The sequence below is a fragment of the Mesorhizobium sp. WSM4312 genome (genome assembly GCF_002294875.1).
In the GTDB taxonomy this organism is placed as follows: Bacteria; Pseudomonadota; Alphaproteobacteria; order Rhizobiales; family Rhizobiaceae; genus Mesorhizobium.
Genome location: NZ_NSFU01000006.1, coordinates 80494 through 96373, shown reverse-complemented (window position 1 = coordinate 96373; position 15880 = coordinate 80494). Strand labels below are relative to the sequence as shown.

16 protein-coding genes are annotated in these 15880 nt (G+C 64.3%); 7 read left to right on the top strand and 9 right to left on the bottom strand.

The genetic code is table 11. The annotated features are described in order from the left end of the window. Positions 1–75 precede the first annotated feature (75 nt). On the bottom strand, positions 76–1068 hold the full coding sequence (locus CK228_RS11140) for an ABC transporter permease (RefSeq protein WP_095787883.1): 993 nt from the start codon (positions 1066–1068) through the stop codon (positions 76–78). Continuing rightward, positions 1061–1720, bottom strand: a complete 660-nt coding sequence (gene ftsE, locus CK228_RS11135; RefSeq protein ID WP_010911739.1) for a cell division ATP-binding protein FtsE — start codon at positions 1718–1720, stop codon at positions 1061–1063. Before ftsE ends, CK228_RS11140 begins: the two co-directional genes overlap by 8 nt. Before the next feature lie 189 nt (positions 1721–1909). Between ftsE and CK228_RS11130 the strand changes: the two genes are divergently transcribed. From CK228_RS11130 to CK228_RS11120, 3 genes are all read left to right on the top strand, one after another. Continuing rightward, complete coding sequence (locus tag CK228_RS11130; RefSeq protein ID WP_095787882.1) at positions 1910–2551, top strand: hypothetical protein; 642 nt, start codon at positions 1910–1912, stop codon at positions 2549–2551. A gap of 182 nt (positions 2552–2733) precedes the next feature. Then, positions 2734–3276 carry a hypoxanthine phosphoribosyltransferase gene (hpt, locus tag CK228_RS11125; protein WP_010911737.1) on the top strand — a complete coding sequence of 181 codons (543 nt, stop codon included), beginning with the start codon at positions 2734–2736 and terminating at the stop codon, positions 3274–3276. Between the two features lie 119 nt (positions 3277–3395). Continuing rightward, a complete protein-coding gene (locus CK228_RS11120; RefSeq protein ID WP_010911735.1) occupies positions 3396–3767 on the top strand; it encodes a response regulator in 372 nt (123 codons plus the stop codon). On the opposite strand, the gene CK228_RS11115 is transcribed toward CK228_RS11120, so the two are convergent. Further along, complete coding sequence (locus CK228_RS11115) at positions 3768–4715, bottom strand: DMT family transporter (RefSeq protein WP_095787881.1); 948 nt, start codon at positions 4713–4715, stop codon at positions 3768–3770. A 224-nt stretch (positions 4716–4939) separates the two neighbouring features. Here CK228_RS11115 and CK228_RS11110 point away from each other — a divergent pair, with 224 nt between their 5' ends. Next, positions 4940–5797: a LysR substrate-binding domain-containing protein gene (locus tag CK228_RS11110; RefSeq protein WP_095788039.1), complete on the top strand. Its 858-nt coding sequence runs from the start codon at positions 4940–4942 to the stop codon at positions 5795–5797. A gap of 2 nt (positions 5798–5799) precedes the next feature. Here CK228_RS11110 and CK228_RS11105 read toward each other — a convergent pair whose 3' ends face one another. The 3 genes from CK228_RS11105 to CK228_RS11095 all read right to left on the bottom strand — a co-directional run bounded on the left by CK228_RS11105 (position 5800) and on the right by CK228_RS11095 (position 9882). After that, entirely contained in the window at positions 5800–6171 is a 372-nt protein-coding gene (locus tag CK228_RS11105; RefSeq protein WP_095772266.1) for a glyoxalase superfamily protein, read from the bottom strand. Positions 6172–6217: 46 nt separating this feature from the next. Next, positions 6218–8824, bottom strand: a complete 2607-nt coding sequence (locus tag CK228_RS11100; RefSeq protein ID WP_095787880.1) for a TIGR02302 family protein — start codon at positions 8822–8824, stop codon at positions 6218–6220. 116 nt (positions 8825–8940) lie between these two features. Beyond that, positions 8941–9882 (bottom strand): threonine/serine dehydratase, encoded by a 942-nt coding sequence (locus CK228_RS11095; protein WP_095787879.1) that lies wholly within the window; start codon positions 9880–9882, stop codon positions 8941–8943. 50 nt (positions 9883–9932) lie between these two features. Between CK228_RS11095 and CK228_RS11090 the strand changes: the two genes are divergently transcribed. Further along, a complete protein-coding gene (locus CK228_RS11090) occupies positions 9933–10235 on the top strand; it encodes a metalloregulator ArsR/SmtB family transcription factor (protein ID WP_095787878.1) in 303 nt (100 codons plus the stop codon). An 18-nt stretch (positions 10236–10253) separates the two neighbouring features. Here the strand turns inward: CK228_RS11090 and lysA are convergent, their stop codons facing one another. From lysA to argH, 3 genes are all read right to left on the bottom strand, one after another. Beyond that, the gene (gene lysA, locus CK228_RS11085) at positions 10254–11522 is read right to left on the bottom strand and encodes a diaminopimelate decarboxylase (protein ID WP_095772270.1); all 1269 of its coding nucleotides are present in this window, start codon (positions 11520–11522) and stop codon (positions 10254–10256) included. A gap of 67 nt (positions 11523–11589) precedes the next feature. Further along, positions 11590–11796, bottom strand: a complete 207-nt coding sequence (locus tag CK228_RS11080; protein ID WP_019861402.1) for a hypothetical protein — start codon at positions 11794–11796, stop codon at positions 11590–11592. Positions 11797–11912: 116 nt separating this feature from the next. Next, positions 11913–13313, bottom strand: a complete 1401-nt coding sequence (argH, locus tag CK228_RS11075; RefSeq protein WP_095787877.1) for an argininosuccinate lyase — start codon at positions 13311–13313, stop codon at positions 11913–11915. Between the two features lie 36 nt (positions 13314–13349). On the opposite strand from argH, the gene CK228_RS11070 reads away from it, so the two are divergent. Both CK228_RS11070 and CK228_RS11060 read left to right on the top strand, forming a co-directional pair. Further along, positions 13350–14030 (top strand): TlpA disulfide reductase family protein, encoded by a 681-nt coding sequence (locus CK228_RS11070; RefSeq protein WP_095772272.1) that lies wholly within the window; start codon positions 13350–13352, stop codon positions 14028–14030. A 424-nt stretch (positions 14031–14454) separates the two neighbouring features. Next, a complete protein-coding gene (locus tag CK228_RS11060; protein WP_095787876.1) occupies positions 14455–15807 on the top strand; it encodes an extracellular solute-binding protein in 1353 nt (450 codons plus the stop codon). Positions 15808–15880: the final 73 nt, after the last annotated feature.

The following is a 15880-nucleotide window of genomic DNA, read 5'->3' as shown; positions in this document are numbered from 1 at the left end:
AAGACGCACTTTGCGTTACGTCGTTTCTCCATCCGTGATCACCCTGCTTCGATTTCCGCCAGAGCAAGTTGCTTTTCATGCGTCTGGTTGGCGAACATCGATGTCGCTGAGATAGGCGACGACGGTGGCATGCGAGGTTGCCGCCGTCAGCGCGCCGATCACCAGCACCATGAGGACGACGCCGAGATAGCCCGCCGACCCAATGGCGAAATTGCCGAACAGGGCAGTCGCCTGGTCGGCCTGCGGCGTCGCCATATTGCGTGACGACCACCAGGAAAAGACGATGAAAACCAGCACCGCCGCAGCACCTCCGGCGGCCGCGCCCTTCATGCCGGTGACCAGGAAATGCCGGCGGAATTCGCGCGCGATGAAGGCGGCCTCGGCGCCGACGAAATGCAGCACCTCGATGATGTGGCCATTGCCGGCCATGGCGCCGCGGGTCGCGAACACCACGGTCAGCACCGTCGCCGACAGCATCAGCGCCAGCACGGCAATGCCGATGGTCACCGTGGTGCGGGCCATGGCCACCAGCCGGTCGACCCAGGTGCGGTGATCGTCGAGCGACGCGCTCGGCAGTTTCGGCGTGATGGCGGCGCGCATGGCGGCGAAGTCGGGCGGGTTGTTCTCATCGATGGTGACGATGATCAGGCGCGGCACCGGCAGCTCGTCGATGTTGAGGCCCGAACCAAGCCATGGCTCCAGCAGCCTGGCGGTCGCATCGCGGTCGATGATCCTTGTCGACTTCACGCCGGGGAATTCGCCGGCGATCTGCGAGGCCTGGGCAAGGGCGGCCTCCATGTCGAGGCCGTCGGCCGGCTTGATCTGGATCGTCGCCTCGCGCGAGATCTGGTTCTCCCAGACCGAGGCAGTGTCGCGCACCAGCGTCACCGCGCCGAAGGTCAGGCAGGACAGGAAGGTCATGATGGCGATGACTAGGACGAGCGCCCGGCCGGCGATGTTCTGCGCCGGGACGATCGGCGCCATTCGGCGCTGGGCGCGCGGTCTTGCTTCAGCCGCCTCGGCTTCCAGCTCATGCTCTTCGAGGTGTTCGGCGGACAGATCAGTCATAGATGTCCAGCCTTCCGCCGGCCAGGATCATGCGGCGCGCATCGACCTGTTCCATCAGGCCAAGGTCATGGGTGGCGATCACCACGGCGGTGCCGAGACGATTGAGCTCGATGAAGAGCCGCAGCAGCCGCCGCGCCAGCGGCGGATCGACGTTGCCGGTCGGTTCGTCCGCGAGCAGGATCTCGGGCTGCTCGATCAGGGCGCGCGCGATGGCGGCGCGCTGCTTCTCGCCGCCCGACAGGACCGGCGGCAGCACATGCATGCGCTCGCCCAGCCCCACCCATTTCAGCAGCTCCGTGACATCGGTGCGGTAGCTTGCTTCCTCGCGCCCGCGCACGCGCAGCGGCAGCGCGACATTCTCATAGGTGGTCATGTGGTCGAGCAGGCGAAAATCCTGGAACACCACGCCGATGCGGCGCCGCAGATGCGGCAGTTCGGTGCGCGAAATGCGCGAGCGGTCCTTGCCGAAAATGGTGATCAGCCCGCGCGTCGGCTTCAGCGACATGAACAGAAGCCGCAGCAACGTCGTCTTGCCGGCGCCCGAGGGTCCGCTCAGGAACTGGAAGGAGCGCTCCGGGATGTGCAGGGAGATGTCGCGGAGGATTTCCGGACCCATGCCATAGCGGAGGCCGACATTTTCGAAGCGAATCAATTTCGACGACCTGAAATTCCTGGCAGTGCTGAGCCTGCCTGTTCTGCGAAAAGACCATCGGCCGGCATGGTTAACCGGCGGTTAATTTCTGGCTTGTTTCGGCGCGTCACGAGGGCTCCGGTGGGGAAGCGTTAACCATTTTTGTTTAGGCAAAAGAAACGAAAAGCGAACACGCGCAATAACGGGGCCATGATGGCTGACGAACGAACCGCGCGCCCGGTTTCCGGCGAAATCATGACCGATCCCCCGGCAATCGTCGCGGCGGAGCGGATCGTGCGCGGCCCGGCGGCTGATATCGTCGATGCCGACTATGAAGTGATGCCGCGCTTTGTCCCCGCCGTGGAAAGCGTTTCACCGCCGCGCCTGATTGCCACGCCGTCCATCGAGGGCATGGACATGCTGCGCAAGCCGGAAGCGCCGGCGGAACGGCCGCCGGCCGCGCGCGGCGGGCCGATCTTCTGGATCGCCGGCGTCGGTGCCGCCTTGGCCGCTTTCTGGGTCTCCGGCGGACATGCGCTGGTGCGCCAGGCGCCGTTCCTGACCGGCGCGCAAGCCTCGGCGCTGACCATTTCAGGCGTCACCTCGCGTGTCGACGCCTCGGGCGCCAATCCGGTTCTGTTCGTCGATGGCGAGGCCGCCAATGACGGGGCGGGGCCTGCGACAATGCCGTCGCTCGAAATCCGCGTGACCGGCAATGATGGGCGCGTAACCCGCTATACGTTGGGGACATCCGGCCATTCGCTGGCATCGGGCGAAAGATTCGGCTTTGCCAGCCGGCTCGACGTGCCTAAGAACGGCGTAAGGACCGTTTTGGTTACTTTCGCTGAATAGCGTGTGTCGATATTCAGGTGAGGCCGGCCTGCAAACGGCGGTTCCCTGCGCTTCCGGTGCTCACGTACTTAAGTACGCTCCGCTCCGGTTCTCGGAAACCACCGTTTTCGACTCGGCCTGACCTGAATCTCAACACACGCTCGGTGTGAAGGCGTTTGGGCAAAAAACTTGAGGGGCGAAAAATGCCAATCGTACGCGACAAGGACATCGAAGTCCTGTTTTCGGCGTCGGCGATCGCGCGGCGCAATCTCGAACTCGCCAAGGAGATCGCCGGGCACGACTATCATGATCTCCTGGTGATTTCGGTGCTGAAGGGCTCGTTCATCTTCGCCGCCGACCTGATCCGCGCCATGCACGATGTCGGCCTGTCGCCGGAGGTCGAGTTCATCTTCATTTCCAGCTATGGCGCCGGCACCACCAGTGGCGAGGTGAGGGTGCTGCGCGACATCGACAATGAGGTCGCCGGCCGCGACGTGCTGCTGATCGACGACATTCTGGAATCGGGCAAGACACTGACCTTCACCCGCGACCTGATGCTGTCGCGCGGCGCGAAAAGCTGTTCCATCGCCGTGCTGCTCGACAAGCGCATGCGCCGCCAGACCGCGCTCGTCGCCGACTATGTCGGCTTCGACTGCCCCGATTATTTCGTCGTCGGTTACGGCATGGATGTCGCGCACGCCTTCCGTGAATTGCCGTTCGTGGGTGTTGTGAAAGGCGATGCGTGAGGCCACTGCCTTGCGCCGACAAGTTCTGAAAAAGGCCTTAACGGTGCCGGAAAAATTAGCCCGGTCGGAGGCTGGGTCCTTTCAGGAAAAGTCAACTTTTCGCGGCCAAATTGCCGGCCATGGCAAAGCTTTTGATCGTCGAGGACGATGAGTCCGTCCGCACCCTCGCTGCCCGCGCGCTTGAACGCGCAGGCCACGCAATCGATATCGCCGCCGACGGCGCTCAAGGCTTGGCGCTGATACGCGCCGCGCATGGTGGTTACGATCTTGTCGTCTCCGACATCCGCATGCCCGAGATGGACGGCATCGAGATGGCGATCGCTGCGGCCGCCCTTTTTCCGGCGATGAAGATCATGCTGATGACCGGTTATGCCGACCAGCGCGAGCGCGCCGAGGAGTTGAACGGCATCATCCTCGATGTCGTGCAGAAGCCGTTCACGCTGGCCGAAATCCGCTCGCGCGTCGAGCGGGCGCTGATCTGCTTCGCCTGATCAGGCCGGATCGACGGCGGCAAGCACGGGCGCCGCGCTCTTGCGCCGCCCAGTGTTGAGCGCGAGCAGACCGGCGCCGATGATCAGCGCCGCGCCGATCACGGTCGTCGACCGCGGCACCTCGGCGAAGAACAGGAAACCCCAGAGCGGCGACCACAGAATGCCGGTGTATTCGAAGGTCGCTACCCGGTTGGCCGGCGCCAGCCTGTAGCCCTGCGACAGGAGGATCATGCCGGCGGAGGCGACGAAACCGCAGGCGGCCATCTTGAGGAAATCCGGCAGCGTCGGCCATATCCAGGGCCGCACCAGGAATTCGACGCTGGGGTGGACGGCGTGACTTATGCCGGCGAGATGGAACGTGCCGGCAACCACGGCGGCGCCGATGAGATAGGCGCCGTTCTGGTAGAAGGCCATGACGGTGGACGATTCGGTATCGCCGATCTTGCGCGCCATCAGTTGCGAGAAGCCGTAGAGCGCCGCCGAGCCGAGCGACAGCAGTGCCGCCCAGTCGAACAGGCCGGCGCCGGGGCGCACCATCACGATGACGCCAAGCATGCCGATGAGCACCGTCGCCAGCGTCCGCCAGGAGACGCGTTCGCCGAGATAGGGTCCGGCCAGCGCCATGATGAACAGCGGCGCCATGAAATAGAGCGCCACCGCGTCGGCCAGCGGCAGCGCGGCGATGGCCAGATAATAGACCGTGTAGGAGGTGAACTGGATGAAGGCGCGGATTGTCAGCAAGCCGAACCGCTTCGACAGGATTGCCGACAGCCCGACATCGGCATGGACGAGAATGATCAGGATCGGCAGGGCGACGATCGACCGGATCGCCATCACCTCGGTCACCGGATAGCCGCTCGACACGGCCTTGACGAGCGGGTCCTGCAGCGAGAACACCAGCACGCCCAGGCACAGGCTCAGGATGCCGCGCACCATCCTATTCTGCATCTGCGTTCCGGCTCCTGCGCGTACGATCCGAAGCAGCCCGCCTCCAGATCAAAAAGAACCCGCCACCGTTTCGGGCAGCGGGTACGAGTGAGGACTCTTTGATTGGTCCGCGGCCGATTTCGCAGCCGCATATCCAATGGGTAAGGCAACTATCGTCCGGTGTTTGACATGTTGCAAACGAATTGGAATGATGCCTGCAATCAAATCTGCTTATGATGGATAGCATGCGTCCAACCCTCGACAGCGATCTCCTGCGCACCTTCGTCGCCATCGCCGAAACCGGCAATTTCACCCGTGCGGCTGAGCAGGCCGGGCGCACCCAGTCGGCCGTATCGATGCAGATGAAGAAGCTCGAGGAGCTGGTCGGCGACAGCCTGTTCGAGCGCGGCTCGCGCGGCGTCGCTTTGACGCGGCGCGGCGGCGAACTCATCGTCAATGCCCGCCGCATCGTCTCGCTGCTCGACGAAACGGCGGCGTCGATGGCGGCAGCGCCGCTCGGCGGACCGGTGCGCATCGGCATTCCGGAGGAATATGGCCACGCCATCCTGTCGCGCGCTCTAAGCGCGTTTTCGAAACGCCACACCAAGGTCGAGGTCACCGTGCGCTACGCGCATTCGGAGGCGCAGCTGGCGGCGCTCGCCGCCGGCGAACTAGATCTTTGCGTGGTGTTCGAATGGCAGGACCCGGCCGGCGGCGAAGTGCTGATGCACGACCCGACCGTCTGGGTGACGTCGACCCTGCATCACATGCACGAGGAACGACCGGTGCCGATCGCGCTCTACAACCGGGTCAGCTGGTGCAAGGACTTCGCCATCAAGTCGCTGGAGCAGCGCGGTCTTGGCTATCGCGTCGCCTATACCAGCGACACCACCGGCGGCCTGAAGCTTGCGGTCACGTCAGGGCTGGCGATCGCGCCGATCTCGCGCAGCAACATCCCGGACGGCTGCCGCGAATTGACCTCCGCCGATGGATTCGGCGACATCGATTCCTCCAATGTGGTGATGCATCGCAACCCGAACGCGTCGGGCGAGGCGATCGACGGCATGCAGGAGGCGATCCGCGAGGCGTTCGTCAACCGGTAAGCTCAGTCTTTCACATCCTCATAGAAGGTCAGGCGGTTGCCGAACGGATCGTCGACCGTGACCTCTTTCGTCTTCCAGGGCGTCTCCTCCAACCCCGGCCTGGCGAAGCGGTACTTTCTTTCGGTCAACTCGTGGTGGAGCCCCGCAATGTCGGTCGTCTCGATCCGGATGTGAGAGCCCGGCGCGCCGTCGCCATGATGTTCGCTCAGATGCAAGACACAGCCGTCGCGTGAAACGCCTGTGTAGAGCGGCGCGTTGTCATCGTAGCGATGTTCGAACTGCACCTCGAAACCGAGAAAACCGACGTAGAATTCATGCGCCTTGGCAACATCGAAGATGCGCAGGATGGGCGTGACGGTACCGAGCTTCGGCATGGTGTTGCAACCGTTCGAGGGGGACGGGCGGGTGTGGGGGCGGTCCCTATTTCAGCTCGAGCAGCCGTTCGAGATAGCTGCGCTCGATATCGGGGCTGAGCGCGTTGCCGAGCCGCTTGCGGATCGCTTCCAGGATCTGGCGGGCGCGCTGGACGTCGATCTCGTCGGGGACCTTCACCGAATCGCCGAAGTCGGGACCCTGGCTGGCGCGCGGCCGGCCGAGCGGGTCGCGGTCGGCATTCTGCTGACGCCCGCCTTCCTGGCTGCCGCCCTGGTCGCCCTGCATGGCCTGCATCTGCTTCATCATGTCCTTGGCGCCCTTGCGCAGCGCCTCGAGTGCCCGGCCCTGGTGGCCGACGGCCTCGTCGCCCTGGCCCTCGCCAAGCGCCTGCTCGGCGCTGCCCATCGACTTGCCGGCCTCGCCAAATCCTTCATTGGGCTCCATGCCCATGCCTTCGAGGTTCTTCTTCAACTGCTCGAGATCGCTCTTCAGCTGGCCCTGGCCTTCCTGCAACTGCTTCAGTGCATCGGCGAATTCCTGCGGCGTCATCGGTTTTTGCCTGGCCAGCGGATCGCGGTCCTCGCCGGCGCCTGGCTTGTCCTGGTCCTCGCCACCGCCCTGGCCAAGCTGCTCATCGCGGTTCTGCCCGCGCTGGCGCTCGCCACGCTGCATCTGGTCCATGCGGAAAGTGTCGTTCATCATCTCCTGCTGGCGTCGCAGGATCTCGCCAAGCTTGTCCATCTGCTGGCGCATCTGGCTGTCCTGCTCGCCGCCCTGCGGCTGACGGCCGGCCTGGAGATTGTTCATCATGTCCTGCAACTGCGACAGCAATTGCTGCGCCTTGTCGCGGTCGCCCGACTTCGCCAGGTTCTCGATCTGGTCCATCATCCGGTCGATGTCGCTCTGGCGCAGTTCCTGGCCGTTCTGCTGCATTTGCGGCGCATTCGGGTTCTGCTTGGCGCGTTCGGCGAATTCCTGCAGGAACTGGTTCATCGCCTCGCGCAGTTCCTTCATCGCCTTCTCGATTTCGGCATCGCTGGCGCCGTTCTTGATGGCGTCCTGCAGCGCCTGCTGCGCCTGGCGCAACCGCTTCTCGGCGGCCGAGAGGTTGCCCTCCTCGATGCCGAGCGCGATTTCCCAGAGATAGGCGACCTCGCCGCGCAGCTGATCGTCGTTGCCGGCCAGTTTCAGCCGGCTGCGCGCGCTCATGATGGCAAGGTAGTGAGACATGTTGTCGAACGTGTCCTCCGGCCGCAGCGTGATGGCGTCGATCAGGTCGAGCACGTGCGGCTTGGCATTGGCGTCGAGGGCCAGCAGGCGGCGCTGTTCGATTACAGCCCGCGCCAGCGGGTTGGAGAAAGGCCGCTCCGGCATCACCAGCGTCCTGGTCTCGCTCGACGCGGTGTGGCCGGCGTCGTCGGTGGCGACCAGCGTCAGCTTGATGCTGCTGCCGGCCCAGACATGCTCGGTCATGTCCTTGGTGGTCTTGGCGGCATTGGACTTGCCGCCGCGGCGCGGCAGCGCCAACGGCATTTCGGGCGGGCCGTAGAGCGGATGCGCGCCCGGCACCTGCGGGTCGACCAGCGCGAAGACCGCCTTGGCGTTGGCGGCGCCATAGTCGTCGTCGATCTGGTAGTTGAGTTCGAAGGCGCCGTTGGCGGCGCGCTTGGGCTCGCCGACGAAGCGGATCTGTGGCGGTTTGTCCTCGATCACGGCGAAGGCCCAGCGGCCGAGCTGATCCTCGCCCGATTTCAGCGTCAGCGTGCCGTCGCCGGTCAGCTTGCCGATGAACTGGCGCACCTTCGACGGGAATGCGGGGGTCGGCGCCGCCGGGCTCGCGGCTGAATTGGCGCTGGCCGCCTGTGGTCCGGCAGGGTCGATGGTGCGCGCATTGCCATCCTTGTCGGCATAGGCGAGCGTTTCCTCGCCCGAGCCTCCGGTGACGCGCAGGGAGACATCGCTGCCCTCGGGCACATGAAACGTCGGCGTTGCCTGGTTGGCGTCGGCGGTCAGGAAGATTGGCGGCTTGCCGGTATAAGCAGGCGGCGTCACCCAGGCATCGATGCGTGGCGGCACGGCATCGTGCGCGCCGTGGGTGCTGAAGCCGTCGGCTATCCTGCCGCCTGTCGGCCCGAAGGAGAAGGCAAAGGCGGTGACGAGCAGCAGCGCGGCCACGGCGCGCAGCCCCCAAGGATCGCGCTCCGGCACGCGGGTGCGCGGCAGGTCGGCGCCAAGGCTGTCGAGCCTGGCGGCCATGCGCTTCTGGTGTTCACGCCACAGCGCCTGCGAGAAGCTGCTTTCGCGGCCGCTTGGCCGGTCGGCCTGCACCAGCACCGGGCTGTGCAGCAATTCGTTGGCGGCCTCGATGCGGCGGTCGACCTCGGCGGCGCCGGGCAGGCGGAAGAAACGCAGCGGATAGAGCGCCGCCAGCCCTGCCAGGCCGAATGCGGCGACAAGGCCGATGCGCGCGATATCCGGCAACCGTGAGAAAACGCCGAACCAGGAGATGCTCAGGAACAGGGTGGCGATAAGGATCAGCGGCAGCAGCAGCGGCCAGCCGCGCTCGACCATCATCGAGACCCGCGTCGCCAGCCGGCTGAGTGCAAGGCGCCCGGCGAGACCGCGATCGCTAGAGGTGGGTCGTTGCGTCATCGGCCCTTCCTGGAATCAGGCGGGATAGCCCGATCCTCACGACTCGAAGAATACCAGCAAACACGGCAAAGGCGAGGCGTTCTCAGAAAATGTGAACCCGGCCGAAATGGTTGCAATCAGAAATTGGCGGGGTTTGCGTTGGCGCCACAGACCAGCACGGCGACGCGTTCGCCCGGTGCCGGCGTGTAGCGGCCGGACAGGATCGCGGCGAAGGCGGCCGCCCCACCCGGCTCGGAGATGATTCGCACCCGATGCCACAGCGCCTTCTGCGCGGCGATGATGTCGTCATCACTGACCAGGATGGAGCGCTCGACGAAGGCCTCGGCGATCGGGAACATCATTTCGCCGACGCGCTTCGGCGCCAGCGAATCGGCGGCGATGCCTTCCGCCGGAGCGTCGACGGGATGGCCGGCCTCGAAGGCGCGATGAAGCGTCGGCGCGCCTTCGGGCTCGATGGCGACGATGCGGATGCGGCCGGCATACCAGGCGGCGATGCCGCCGATCAGGCCGCCACCGCCGACGGCGACCAACAGCGTGTCGATCTCGGGCAGGTCGCTCTCGATCTCGAGCCCAAGCGTGCCCTGTCCGACCAATGTTTCCTCCTGGTTGAAGGCATGGATCTGCAAGGCGCCAGTCTCCTGCGCGAAACGTTCGCTGGCGGCCAGCGCCTCGGCATAGCGGGCACCACCAACCACCAGGTCGGCGCCATAGCCGCGAATGCGGTCCAGCTTGGCCTGCGGGCTCACTTCGGGAACGAAGATGGTCGCCTTGTGGCCGAGCCGCATGGCGGCATAGGCGACGGCAGCGCCATGGTTGCCGCCCGAGGCGGCGACGACGCCGGCCTTGGGAACCGGCCTTTCCAAAAGATTGGTGAAGGCGCCGCGCGCCTTGAACGAACCGGAATGCTGCAGGCATTCGAGCTTGAGGTCTACCGCCAGCGGCGGCCGGTCGAAGTCGGCCATGTCGACGCGCAGCACCGGCGTGTGCCTGATATAGGGCCGGATGCGCGGTTCCATCGCGGCAATGCGCTCGCGTGTAACGGTGTTGCCCTGCGCCATGGCGATCTCCTTGGGATTGACAGCAATTAGTAACTTGGCAAAATGACTAAATGCAAGAGGTTGATGTCTTCAAGGCGATCGCCAACGAACGCAGGCTGCAGATCCTCGACTGGCTGAAGGATCCGCGCGCGCATTTCCCGGCTCAGGCCGACGGCGATCTGATCGAGGACGGCGTTTGCGCGCTGCTGATCGCCGAGAAGCTCGGTATCACGCAGGCGACGCTCTCCGAGCATATGCGCGTGCTCACCCAGGCCGGCCTGCTGCGGCCCAAGCGCATCAAGCAATGGACGTTCTACCGCCGTGACGAAGACAGGATTGCCGAGACAAGGACGCTCCTGCAGAACCGGCTGTAGCGCTGCCGACTGTGGCTTCTATGCCAGCCAGTCTGGCACCGAATCCAGCCCGATCAAATCGTCATAGGTCAGGCGCGGGCGCACGATGTGGAACCGGTCGCCATCGACCAGCACCTCCGGCACCAGCAGGCGGGTGTTGTAGGTGCCTGCCTGCACCGCGCCATAGGCACCGGCGGTGGAAACGGCAATGAGATCGCCGGCCTTCAGCCTGGGCAGGTCACGGTCGAGGCCGAGATAGTCACCGGTCTCGCAGACCTGGCCGACCACGTCGACCATCATGCGCGGCGTGTCGGCCGGCGGCTGCACGACCGGCCTGATGTCGTGGAAGGCATCGTAAAGCGTTGGCCGGATCAGATCGTTCATGGCGGCGTCGACGACCAGAAAATTCTTGGCGTCGCCTTCCTTCACGAAGATCACTTCCGAAACGAGGATGCCGGCATTGCCAACGATCAGCCGGCCCGGCTCGAACATCACCTTCAGACCGAGCTTGGTGACATGCTTCCTGACGATCTGGGCATAGGCGTCGGGCAAGGGCGGTGGGTTGTTGTCGACACGGTAAGGGATGCCGAGGCCACCGCCGACATCGACATGCTCGATGGCGTGGCCATCGGCGCGCAGTGCGCCGACCAGATCGACCAAAAGGGCGAAGGCGTCGTCGAAGGGCTGCAACTCGGTGATCTGGCTGCCGATATGGGTGTCGATGCCGGTGACCTTGATACCCGGGAGCGTCGCCGCACGGGCATAGACCTGCCGCGCGCGCTGCCAGGCGATGCCGAACTTGTTCTCGGCCTTGCCGGTGGAAATCTTCTTGTGCGTCTTGGCGTCGACATCGGGATTGATGCGCAGCGAGACCGGCGCCACCTTGCCGAGTGCCGTGGCTCGCGCCGACAACAGTTCAAGTTCAGGCTCCGATTCAACGTTGAAGCAAAGGATGCCGGCTTCGAGCGCAAGGTCCATTTCGCGCGCGGTCTTGCCGACGCCGGAAAACAGGATCTTGCTTGCCGGGATGCCGGCCGCCAGCGCCCGGCGCAGCTCGCCTTCCGAGACCACGTCGGCGCCGGCGCCGAGCCTGGCAAGGGTGCGCAGCACAGCCTGGTTGGAGTTGGCCTTCATGGCGTAGCAGACCAGTGCGTCGAGGCCGGCAAAAGCCTGGGCAAAGACGCGGTAGTGCCTGGTCAGCGTGGCCGTCGAATAGCAGTAGAACGGCGTGCCGACCTGAGCGGCGATATCAGGGATTGCCACGTCCTCGGCATGCAGCACGCCGTCGCGGTAGTCGAAATGGTTCACGAGAGTGATTCCGGAAGTTGGAGCACGATAAGATCGGGCTTGGAAGCCAAACCCGGCCTGATCGGTTCTAGATCAGCGGGTCGAGGATGAACTTCTTGTCCTTGACCGGTTTTTCCGGCTCCGGCGGCAGCGGCTGCTTGGCCTTCTCGGCATCCTTGCGCGCCTGGACGGCCGCCTCATAGGGCGTGTCGAGACCGGCCTTGCGGCCGCAGGCGGTCACGGCGGCCATCGCCGCCAGCAGCGTCAGCGTCACCAAAATCCTGCTTCCGGTCATCGATCCATCCGTCCGAAACGTTTTGTCAGCCGCCGCTTTTAGCCGAGTTCTCGGCGCATTGCACCCCGGATATTGCCGGTTGCAATATCCGGGATATTGCCGTCGAAATATCGGCCTCAGGCTTTGACCAGCCGCTTTTTCCAATAGCGGATCTGCTTCCTCACTTCCGACGGCGCGGTGCCGCCGAAACTGGTGCGGCTCTTGACCGAATTCTGCACCGCCAGCACCGAGAAGATATCCGATGTGATGCCGGGATTGATCGACTGCAGATCCTCCAGCGAAAGCTTTTCCAGGCTTACCTTCTTCTCCTCGGCCAGCGCCACCGCACGGCCGGTGACGTGATGCGCCTCACGGAACGGCAGGCCCAGCGTGCGCACCAGCCAGTCGGCGAGGTCGGTCGCGGTCGCGTGGCCGGAGCCGGCGGCCTTCTTCATCGCCGCCGCCTTGACCGTCATGTCGGAGACCATGCCGGTCATCGCCGCCAGCATCAGGTCGAGCGTCTCGGCGGCGTCGAAGACCGATTCCTTGTCTTCCTGCATGTCCTTGCCATAGGTCAAAGGCATGCCCTTCATCACCGTCAGCAGGCCGACCAGATGGCCGTTGACGCGGCCGGTCTTGCCACGCACCAGTTCGGCGGCGTCGGGGTTCTTCTTCTGCGGCATGATCGAGGAGCCGGTGGAAAAACTGTCCGACAGCCTGATGAAGCCGAATTGCGGCGTCGACCAGATGATGATCTCCTCGGCCAGCCGCGACAGATGCGTGGCGCAGACCGCCGCCATGGCGAGGAACTCCAGCGCGAAATCGCGATCGGAAACGCTGTCCAGCGAATTGCGCATCGGCTCGCGGAAACCGAGCGCCCTGGCGGTTCTGTGGCGGTCGATCGGGAAGCTGGTGCCGGCAAGGGCGGCGGCACCGAGCGGGCTCTCGTCCATGCGTTCGATCGCATCGCGCACGCGCGACAGGTCGCGTGCAAACATCTCGACATAGGCCATGCAGTGGTGGCCGAAGGTCACCGGCTGCGCCGCCTGCATATGGGTGAAGCCCGGCATCACGGTCGCCGCGTGCTCCCCGGCCCGCTCCAGCAGCGCCGCGATCAGGCCCTTCAGCGCCTCGGCGACGCGGAAGCACTCGTCCTTGACCCAGAGCCTCAGATCCACCGCCACCTGGTCGTTGCGTGAGCGCGCGGTGTGCAGGCGGCCGGCGGCCGGGCCGATCAGGTCGGCGAGACGGGCCTCGACATTCATGTGGATGTCTTCGAGCTTCGTCGAAAACTCGAAGCGGCCGGCCTCGATCTCTTTCAGGATCGTGTTCAGCCCGTGAGCGATTTTTTCTTGATCGGCCGCCGAAATAATGCCCGTTTGCGCCAGCATCTCGCTGTGGGCGATCGAGCCGCGTATGTCCTGTGCGTAGAGTTTGCGGTCGAACGAGATCGACGCGTTGATCGCTTCCATGATCGCGGCCGGACCCGAGGCAAATCGTCCGCCCCACATCTGGTTGCTGGTCTTCTTGTCGCTCATCGCTATAAAACCCGTGCTTCGGAGCAGTTTGAGAAAATGGCAGACGGAAACAGATTTTTCCCGGCCCCGCGCCTGATCCTCGCCGCTTTGGTGGCGGGAGCGCTGGCCGGCGCGGTCGCGGTATATGTCAGCGAGAGCCGGTCTGGCAACAATGCACCGGCCCAGGTGGCGGTCGGCGGCAGCAAGGATGACGTCGCCTGCGCCGCCAAGAGCGACCGCGCCAAGAAGATCGCGGCCGCCGCCACCGGCCAGGTCGCGGCCCTGTTGCCCGCCGATCCGCCGCAGTCGATGAAAAGCCTCGCCTTCAATGGCCCGGACGGCAAGCCGATGACGATCGCCGACCATGCCGGCAAGACGGTGCTGCTCAACCTCTGGGCGACATGGTGCGCGCCTTGCCGTGCCGAAATGCCGGCGCTCGATGCGCTGCAGAAGGAGAAGGGCAGCGACAGCTTTCAGGTGGTCGCCGTCAATGTCGATGCCGGCGACGATGTGAAGCCGAAGAAATTCCTCAAGGAAACAGGTGTCGAAGCGCTGGGCTATTACCGGGATTCGACGGTGGCCCTGTTCAACGACCTCAAGGCACGCGGCCTGGCGCTCGGCCTTCCCGCCACCATGCTGATCGACGGCGAAGGCTGCCTGATCGCGCATATGAACGGCCCGGCTGAATGGTCGGGGCCTGACGCCAGGCGGCTGATCGACACGGCGCTCGGATCGTGAGCGATCAAGCCGAGCGCACGCTTGGCTTGAGCAATACGAGACTGCCATCCCGATGGTCTGTGCGCGCCGGAGTGCGCTTGCCGTGGCCGGTCAGGTCGTCGAACGCCTCGATGGGCGCCGGTTTGCCGAGATAGTAGCCCTGGCGTGCTTCCCCGGCGCATTTACGCCCGCTGCCGCACCTGGATATCATTGTCGCCTTAGCCGGATAATCATGGCGGCCGATGCGGTCTTTACGTCTTCGACAGTCGCCCTAGCTACCTAAAACGCCGGCGCGTTTTAATGCCGGCCAAGCCGCCGAGGGAGAGGAACGGGCAGCTGTGCAAAGGCCGGGGAGCCACAACAGAACTGTCACATACCTTCTCTAAGAGAGCGGGCAAGGACTTGCGCAAGACCCTTGTCACCAGCCACTCAAGAGGGAAAAACCATGACCATGATCAAGCGGGGCTTTGCTGCCCTTGCCGCTGGTGCGCTCAGCACCGCGCTGGCAATGCCTGCCTCTGCGGAACCGGTAAAATTCGACTTCTGGTTCGGTCTTTCGGGCGACCTTGCCCGTGTCGTCGACACGCTGTGCAAGAACTTCAACGCCTCGCAGAAGGACTACGAAGTCGTCTGCACCAGCCAGGGCAATTATGACGCCACGCTGCAGAACACCATCGCGGCCTTCCGCGCCGGCAAGCAGCCGGCCGTCGTCCAGGTCTACGATGTCGGCACCGCCACCATGATGCTGTCGGGCGCCTACAAGCCCGCCGACAAGCTGATGGAAGAAAACGGCTACAAGATCGACTATGCCGACTATTTCCCAGGCATCGCGCGCTACTACGCCACGTCGAAGGGCGAGATGCTGTCCTTCCCGTTCAATTCCTCGACCCCGCTGATGTACTGGAACAAGGACGCCTTCGCCAAGATCGGCAAGACCGAAGCACCCAAGACCTGGGAAGATGTCGGCGCCGACCTCAAGGCGTTGAAGGACGCCGGCTACGAGTGCCCGATGGCGATCAACATCTCTGCCAATGAAAGCTGGCAGCTGATGGAGCAGTTCTCGGCGCTCCACAACCAGCCGATCGCCACCAAGAACAATGGTTATGACGGTCTCGACGCGCGTCTGGAAGTCAACAAGACCAAGTTCGTCCAGTACGTCACCGATCTCAAGAAGTGGTATGACGCCGGCCTGATCAAGATCAAGTCCAAGGATCTCGGCCAGGATATGGTCCAGGCCTTCGCCTCGGGTACCTGCCAGGTGATCCTGACCTCGGTCGGCGACCACGGCACGGTCGGCAGGACCCAGAAGGAAGGCATCAAGTGGGATGTCGCCGAATTGCCGGTCTATGCCGGCACCGAGCGCAAGAATTCGCTCGTCGGCGGCGCTTCGCTGTGGGTGCTCTCCGGCAAGTCGGACGCCGAGTACAAGGGCGCTGCCGCCTTCCTGAACTTCATCCACGACCCCAAGACCGCGCTGTTCTGGTCGACCAACACCGGCTACATCCCGGTGACCAAGTCTGGCTTCGACTACATGAAGGGCCAGGGCTTCTACGACAAGGCGCCCTACAAGGGCCGTGAAGTCGCCATCGCCAGCCTGACGGCGTCCGAGCCGACCGAAATCACCCGCGGCATCCGGCTGGGCAACTTCACCCAGATCCGCGCCGAGTTCGGCACGCAGATGCAGGCGATCTTCGCCAACAAGGTCAGCGTCCAGGAAGGCCTCGACACTCTGGTCAAGAACGGCGACGCCATCCTCGAACGCTTCCAGCAGACCTATCCGGGCAAGACCCTGCCCTGACCTCCGATTGCGGAACGGCCGTCCGTCGAGATTCGACGGGCGGCCATTTCATATCTAGTCTTGCCCAAGAAGC